At 64.5% G+C, this 7,027-nt stretch carries 5 protein-coding genes; all 5 read left to right on the plus strand.

Annotated features, from left to right (window positions below; translation table 11 throughout):
• Window positions 1-5: 5 nt before the first annotated feature.
• The 5 genes from NJ75_RS10160 (at window position 6) to NJ75_RS10180 (ending at window position 6,445) form a co-directional block, all read left to right on the plus strand.
• Window positions 6-239 carry a hypothetical protein gene (locus tag NJ75_RS10160; RefSeq protein WP_039334029.1) on the plus strand — a complete coding sequence of 78 codons (234 nt, stop codon included), beginning with the start codon at window positions 6-8 and terminating at the stop codon, window positions 237-239.
• Window positions 236-724 carry a glutathione peroxidase gene (locus NJ75_RS10165; protein WP_039334031.1) on the plus strand — a complete coding sequence of 163 codons (489 nt, stop codon included), beginning with the start codon at window positions 236-238 and terminating at the stop codon, window positions 722-724. The genes NJ75_RS10160 and NJ75_RS10165 overlap by 4 nt, the downstream gene beginning before the upstream one ends.
• A 75-nt stretch (window positions 725-799) precedes the next feature.
• Entirely contained in the window at window positions 800-4,390 is a 3,591-nt protein-coding gene (gene dnaE / locus NJ75_RS10170; RefSeq protein ID WP_039334034.1) for a DNA polymerase III subunit alpha, read from the plus strand.
• A 19-nt stretch (window positions 4,391-4,409) separates the two neighbouring features.
• Window positions 4,410-6,029, plus strand: coding sequence for a long-chain fatty acid--CoA ligase (locus NJ75_RS10175; protein ID WP_039334036.1), 1,620 nt, complete (start codon window positions 4,410-4,412; stop codon window positions 6,027-6,029).
• Window positions 6,026-6,445, plus strand: coding sequence for a DUF1330 domain-containing protein (locus NJ75_RS10180; protein ID WP_052242300.1), 420 nt, complete (start codon window positions 6,026-6,028; stop codon window positions 6,443-6,445). Before NJ75_RS10175 ends, NJ75_RS10180 begins: the two co-directional genes overlap by 4 nt.
• Window positions 6,446-7,027: the final 582 nt, after the last annotated feature.

Consider the following 7,027-nt stretch of genomic DNA (forward strand, 5'->3'; position numbering starts at 1 on the left):
AAGTCATGTCCGGTCTTGATTGGAATGCCGAAGCCACGTTGCATGAGCGCGACGATGCCGGCTCTGAGATGCAGTACAATTTCAGCGTCCTCAAGAAAGCTCCCTTGCGGGACCTGGTGGCGGAAGTGGCTGGCATGGATGCCGCCCAGCGTGCCCGCCTGGTGATCGACGTGGCGGGAGGCAAGTCGCTCAACGTCGGCGAAATCCTCGAACTTGCGGATCGGGAGGGCCTGACATGAGCGAACCGACCACGATAGCCGATTTCAAGGCGAAGAAGCCAAATGGCGAAGTGATCGATCTGGCCGAGAAGAAGGGCAAGGTCTTGCTGGTGGTCAACACCGCGTCAAAGTGCGGCTTTACCCCGCAGTACGACGGGCTCGAGAAGCTGTGGAAGGACTATGGCGACCGGGGCTTCGAGGTGCTGGCCTTCCCCTGCAACCAGTTCGGCGGGCAGGAGCCGGGCTCGGCCGACGAGATCGAGAGCTTCTGCAAGGTCAACTTCGGCCTGAGCTTCCCGCTCATGGCCAAGATCGAGGTCAATGGCGACAATGCCGACCCGCTCTACGACTGGCTCAAGAAGGAAGCGCCGGGTGTGCTGGGCACGAAGGCGATCAAGTGGAACTTCACCAAGTTCCTGATCGGCCGCGACGGCAAGGTCGTCCGCCGCTATGCGCCGACCGACAAGCCGGAAAGCATCGCGAAGGATATCGAAAAGCTGCTCTGACAGCAGCATTCGGTTCGGGGGAAAAACAGGCCGCGCCTCTCGCAAGAAGGCGGCCTTTTTCCTACCTTGGCCGACATGCCCCACGCCCCCTTCGTTCCCTTGCGCATCTTCTCGTCCTACACGATGCTCGACGGAGCGATCGATCCCAAGGCGATTGCCAAGACGGCGGCGGAGCGGGGTTTTCCGGCGGCGGCGATTACCGATCGCAACGGGCTCTATGGCAGCGTCGCCTATGCCAAGGCATGCAAGGACATGGGCGTGCAGCCCGTCATCGGCACGATGCTGGCGGTGGCGCGGCCCGAGCGTGATGGCGCGGCGACGGGGTTCGGAACTGCTGCACCGACCGTCGACTGGCTGGCGCTCTATGCGCAGGATGCACGCGGCTATGACAACTTGTGCCACCTCGTCAGCCGCGCGCATCTTGAGCGGCCTCTGGAGTTCGAGGCGCATGTCGTGCTGGCGGACCTCGTTGGCCACACCGATGGGCTGATCTGCCTGACCGCGGCGGGCGAGGGCGCGCTGGCGCGGCTGCTTGCGGGGCAGCAGCAGTCTGCGGCCGAAGCTTACCTCGATCGCTTGCAGGAACTGTTCCCCGAGCGGCTCTACATCGAGATCGCGCGGCGCAACGAGCCGGTGGAAGAGGCGTCTGAAGAGGCGCTGATCGATCTGGCCTATGCTCGAAACCTGCCGCTGGTGGCGACCAATCCCGCCTGTTTTGCCGAGCGCGGGTTCTACGACGCGCACGATGCCATGCTGTGCATCGCCAGTTCCACCCACGTTGACAGCACCGACCGTCCGCGTTCCAGCAAGGAGTGGTGGATCAAGCCTGCGCCGGTAATGGAGGAAATCTTCAAGGACCTCCCCGAAGCGCTCGCCAACACGCTGGTCGTAGCACAGCGCTGCGCGGTGATGCCGCCCAAGCGCAAGCCGATCCTGCCGAGCCTTGCCGGTGACCAGGAAGGCGAGGCGCGGATGTGTGCCGAGGACAGCCGCAAGGGCCTCGTCCTGCGGTTGAAGCCCTATTACCCGGAAGCCGCCCACGCCGAGCTGGAGCGCGTGCTGTGCCTTGGCCCGGATGCCGAGCCGGGCGCTGCCGATTATCCGCAGCTCAATGTCGCGGGCGTGTGGGAGGAAGTGCTCGACTACCGCAAGCGGCTCGAGTTCGAGATCGCGATCATCAACCGCATGGGCTTCGGCGGCTACTTCCTGATCGTGGCCGATTTCATCAAGTGGGCCAAGGAGAACGACATTCCGGTGGGGCCGGGGCGTGGTTCGGGCGCGGGCAGCCTTGTGGCATGGGCGCTGACCATCACCGACCTTGATCCGATCAAGCTGGGCCTGCTGTTCGAACGCTTCCTGAACCCGGAACGCGTCTCGATGCCGGACTTCGATATCGACTTCTGCGAAACCCGGCGCGGCGAGGTGATCCGCTATGTCCAGCGCAAGTACGGGCTGGATCACGTGGCGCAGATCATCACCTTCGGCAAGCTGAAGGCCCGCGCCGTGCTGCGCGATACCGGGCGCATCCTGCAGATGAGCTATGGGCAGACCGACCGCCTGTGCAAGATGGTGCCCAACCATCCGACCGACCCGTGGCCGCTGCCGCGCGCGCTGAACGGGGTGGTGGAACTCAAGCGCGAGTATGACCGCGATCCCGAGGTCAAGCGCCTGATCGACCTTGCGATGCAGCTGGAAGGCCTGCCGCGCAACAGCTCGACCCATGCGGCCGGCGTGGTGATCGGCGACCGCCCGCTGGCGCAGCTGGTGCCGCTCTACCGCGATCCTCGCTCGGACATGCCGGTGACGCAGTTCGACATGAAGCATGTCGAGGATGCAGGCCTTGTGAAGTTCGACTTCCTCGGCCTCAAGACGCTGTCGGTGCTGCGCAAGGCGGTGGACCTGATGGCCAAGCGCGGCATCAGCATCGACCTGTCGGCGCTCGCCTGGGATGACGAGCAGACCTACAAGCTGCTGCAGTCGGGCGATACGGTGGGCGTGTTCCAGCTGGAATCCGAAGGCATGCGGCGCACGCTGGCGGCAGTGAAGCCGACCAACTTCGGCGACATCATCGCGCTCGTCTCGCTCTATCGTCCCGGTCCGATGGACAACATCCCGCTGTTCGGGCGGCGCAAGAACGGCCTCGAAAGCATCGAGTATCCGCACGAGAAGCTGGCGGGAATTCTCGCCGAGACCTACGGGATCTTCGTCTACCAGGAACAGGTCATGCAGGCCGCGCAGATCCTGGCGGGCTATTCGCTCGGCGATGCAGACCTTCTGCGCCGCGCGATGGGCAAGAAGGTGCAGGCCGAGATGGACGCGCAGCGCCAGCGCTTCGTCGATGGCTGCAAGACGGTGTCCGACATTCCGGCGGCCAAGGCCAACGAACTGTTCGACTTGATCGACAAGTTTGCAGGCTATGGCTTCAACAAGTCGCACGCTGCCGCTTACGCGCTGCTTGCCTACCAGACGGCGTGGCTGAAGACGCACTATCCGCACGAGTTCTATGCGGCATCGATGTGCTTCGACATGCATCAGTCGGAAAAGCTCTCGGTCTTCGTCGACGACATGCGGCGCAATGGCGTGGCGCTGGCCGGGCCGGACATCAACCATTCCGAGGCCGAGTTCACCGTCGAGCGGACGCAGGACGGCTTTGCCGTGCGCTATGCACTGGCGGGCCTGCGCAATGTGGGCGAGAAGGCGATGGAGCAGATCGTCGAGGAGCGCGAAGCGAACGGGCCCTTTGCTTCGCTCGACGACCTGTTCAAGCGCATTCCGGCAGGATCGATGAACCGGCGGCAGCTGGAAGCGCTGGCTGCGGGCGGTGCGCTCGATTGCCTTGAACCCAACCGCGCGCAGGTGATTGCCAATGCCGAACTGCTGATGGCGGTGGCGGACGAAGCGGCGCGCTCTCGCACGTCGGGGCAGGGTGGCCTGTTCGGCGGGGACGATCATGCCACGCCCGCCACGCGCCTTGCCGAGACGAAGCCGTGGAGCCGGGCCGACCAGATGGCGGCGGAGCGCGAGAACTTCGGGTTCTATTTCGCGGCGCATCCGGTGGAAGAATATCGCGCCGTGGCTTCGGCCAACGGGGCGAGATCGTATGGCAGCCTGATGACCAGCAGTGGCGAGCCGGGCGGGCGTTCCGGCGCGGTCATGGCCGCGCTGGTGGAGAACGTGCAGAAGCGCAAGACGAAGAAGGGCAAGGACTTCGTCATGGCCGACTTCTCCGACAGTTCGGGGCTGTTCTCGGCCTCGTGCTTCGAGGAATCGCTTGTCGAGCCGTTCCAGCAATGGGCGAGGGACGGGACCTGCGTGCTTCTCAATGTCGAACTTGACCGGCCCAATCCCGACGAGCCGCCGCGCGTGACGGTGCGGGGGGCAAGGCCGCTGGCTTCGGTGACAAGCTCGTCGCGGATGATGCTCAAGCTCGAGGTGAGCAAGCCCGAGGCGATCTCGGAGCTGGCGATGCTCCTGCCGCGTGGGTCTGGCGGGACGGGCGAAGTGCTGGCGCGCCTTCGGACTGGCGGACCCAAGGAGCCGCTCGTGCGGCTCGGCAATGATTTTAAACTGGACAGCGACTTAATCGAGCGATTGATTCCGATAGAAGGACTCGCCAATGTCGCCCTGACCGCAAGACCGGAAAGGCATCTGCGGCTGGTCGAATAAGAACCGGATGGAGAGAGAGATGACTCAGCAGCTTGGCGCAATGCAGGACTGGAAGCTGCGGGTCACACATCTGATAGACCACGCCGCGCGCGAACACGGTGCGCGCGAGATCGTCAGCCGCTGGGCCGATGGCAGCGAGACGCGGACCAACTGGGCCGGCATACGCCACGATGCGCTGCGCATGACGCAGGCCTTGCGCAAGCTTGGCGTGCAGCCCGGGGATCGGATCGCAACGCTGGCGATGAACCATCATCGGCATCTGGTTTCCTGGTACGGCGCGGTGGGCGTTGGCGGCATTCTCCACACGCTCAATCCCCGGCTGTTCGACGACCAGCTCGAATACATCGTCAATCATGCCGAAGACCGGGTGATGCTGTTCGACAAGGTCTGGGCGCCGATCGTCGAGCGGATGAAGCCGCGCTGGCCGACGGTCGAACACTACATCTGCTTTGACAGCAGCGAACCGGCGCTTCACTTCGAGGAATGGATTTCGGGCGAGGACGGCGTGGCCGAGTGGCACGACGGTGACGAGCGCGATCCCTGCATGCTGTGCTATACCAGCGGCACCACCGGCAATCCCAAGGGCGTGCTCTATGAGCATCGCTCTACCATGCTCCATGCGCTGAGCGCGATCAGCCCGCCCGTGTTCGGGATGGACTGTCGCTCGGTCATGCTGCCGATCGTGCCGATGTTCCATGCCGCCAGCTGGGGCCTGCCCTGGGCCGGCGCGGCGGCAGGGGCCAAGTTCGTCTATTCGGCGGTGAACGACGGCGCAGTGCTGTGCGAGCTGATGAACCGCGAGAAGGTGACCTGTTCGGCCGGGGTGCCCACCGTGTGGCTGGCCCTGCTGCAGCATGTCGACACCCACAACGGTGGCGAAATCCCGCCGAGCTTGCAGACCATCGTCTGCGGCGGTTCGGCGATGCCGCGCGCGATGATCGAGCGCTTCATGCGCGCCGGGCGCCGGGTGGCCCATGCCTGGGGCATGACCGAGACATCACCGATCGGCACGACGGGGGCCGAAACTTGGAACTGGGACGAGCTTTCGTTCGACGAGCAGGTGACGGTCAAGGCGATGCAGGGGCGGCCGCCGTTCGGCGTGGAAATTCGCTGTGTCGATCTGGGCGATCCGGAGAAGGTCCTGCCGCGCGATGGCGTGACGGCGGGAGCCTTGCAGGTGCGCGGGCCGTGGATCGTCAAGCGCTACTTCAAGGCCGAGGCCGATGCGGTGGTGGCAGGGCAATGGTTCGATACCGGAGACGTAGGCCTGATCCATCCGGACGGAACCCTGCAACTGACCGATCGCACCAAGGACGTGATCAAGTCCGGCGGCGAATGGATCAGCTCGGTCGAACTGGAGAATGCTGCGATCGGTCATCCGGCTGTGGCCGAGGCGGCAGCGATCGGCGTGTACCACCCGAAATGGGATGAGCGGCCGTTGCTGGTTGTGGTGAAAAAGCCGGGCGCCGAGTGCAATGAGGAAGAAATCCGCAGCTTCCTTGCGCAACATGTCGCCAAGTGGTGGGTGCCCGATGCGGTAGCCTTCGTGGAACAGATCCCGCACACGGGCACCGGCAAGATCAGCAAGAAGGACCTGCGCGAACAGTTCCGCGACTTCGTGTGGGACAAGGTGGCGTGAGCGAGCGCCCGGTCTACATCGATCCGAGCCGCGAGAACTTCGAGGTCTTCAAGTCGCTGCCGCGCGACCGGCCGATCCACATGCTCAACCTGATCAAGTTCCGCGATCTTGCCGAATACCCGGAAGGGCACCCCAACCATGGCAAGGGCCTGACCGGGCGCGAGGCCTATGCGATCTACAAGGACGCGTTTCAGGCGCTGGTAAGGGATTCCGGGGCGGCGATGGTGTGGCACGCGCCGATGGAATGCGTTGTCACCGGGCCGCAGGGCGAGTGGGACGAGGCTTTCGTGATGGGCTACCCCGACGCCGGGGCATTCTTTGCGATGGTGAAGGACGAGGCTTATGTCCGCGATGCGCTTCCGCATCGCACAGCGGCGGTGGCGGACAGCCGGTTGATCCGGTTCAACGGGGCTTAGCGTTTCCTTGGCGTGGAGCCGGGTGCCCACCCCGCTGCGACTAGCTTCACTACGTTCAGCAAGTCTCACGGCTCTCCCGCCTGGGGGAGGGCATCGCATCGCGGAACCCCGGTGCGCCCCCGCAAAGGCGGGGCCTCATTGGTTTACTGTGAGGTTCCGTAAGAACAACGAGGTCCCGCCTTCGCGGGGACGCCGCGAGGTGGCGCGAGAGATCATCCGCTGGCGAATGCGGACCATAACGCCTGTGGGAGTTCACAGATCGCGCGACCGGTGCGGTGCCGTTGTGGCACGCAAGGGATGGGGCGCGGGACCGGTTGCGAGTGGCCGGGGGCGGTTCCGGGCCCCTGATCGGCTCAGCCTGATGGTCGGACACATGCGAAAGGACGAAGCTTTGGCAGCGGCTCGCGTACTGCCTTAGCTTCTGGCAAGCGGCTGCGTGAAAAGAACCTGTCGTTTGTGCTGACACAGTCGCACAATCATGGCGGGTTCCGCATCCGCAGCGTCGCTCAGGGTTCGGCGCCGTGCTATCAGCCCTGGGTTGTCCTGTCTGTCCTTGGGTAACGGCAGGGTTTGCCCGGTGGG

The sequence above is a fragment of the Novosphingobium subterraneum genome (genome assembly GCF_000807925.1).
Classification (GTDB): Bacteria; Pseudomonadota; Alphaproteobacteria; order Sphingomonadales; family Sphingomonadaceae; genus Novosphingobium; species Novosphingobium subterraneum.

Coding starts and splice junctions, on each gene's coding strand:
- NJ75_RS10160 (WP_039334029.1), top strand. CDS start 6: ATGTCCGGTCTTGATTGGAATGCCGAAGCCACGTTGCATGAGCGCGAC.
- NJ75_RS10165 (WP_039334031.1), top strand. CDS start 236: ATGAGCGAACCGACCACGATAGCCGATTTCAAGGCGAAGAAGCCAAAT.
- dnaE (WP_039334034.1), top strand. CDS start 800: ATGCCCCACGCCCCCTTCGTTCCCTTGCGCATCTTCTCGTCCTACACG.
- NJ75_RS10175 (WP_039334036.1), top strand. CDS start 4,410: ATGACTCAGCAGCTTGGCGCAATGCAGGACTGGAAGCTGCGGGTCACA.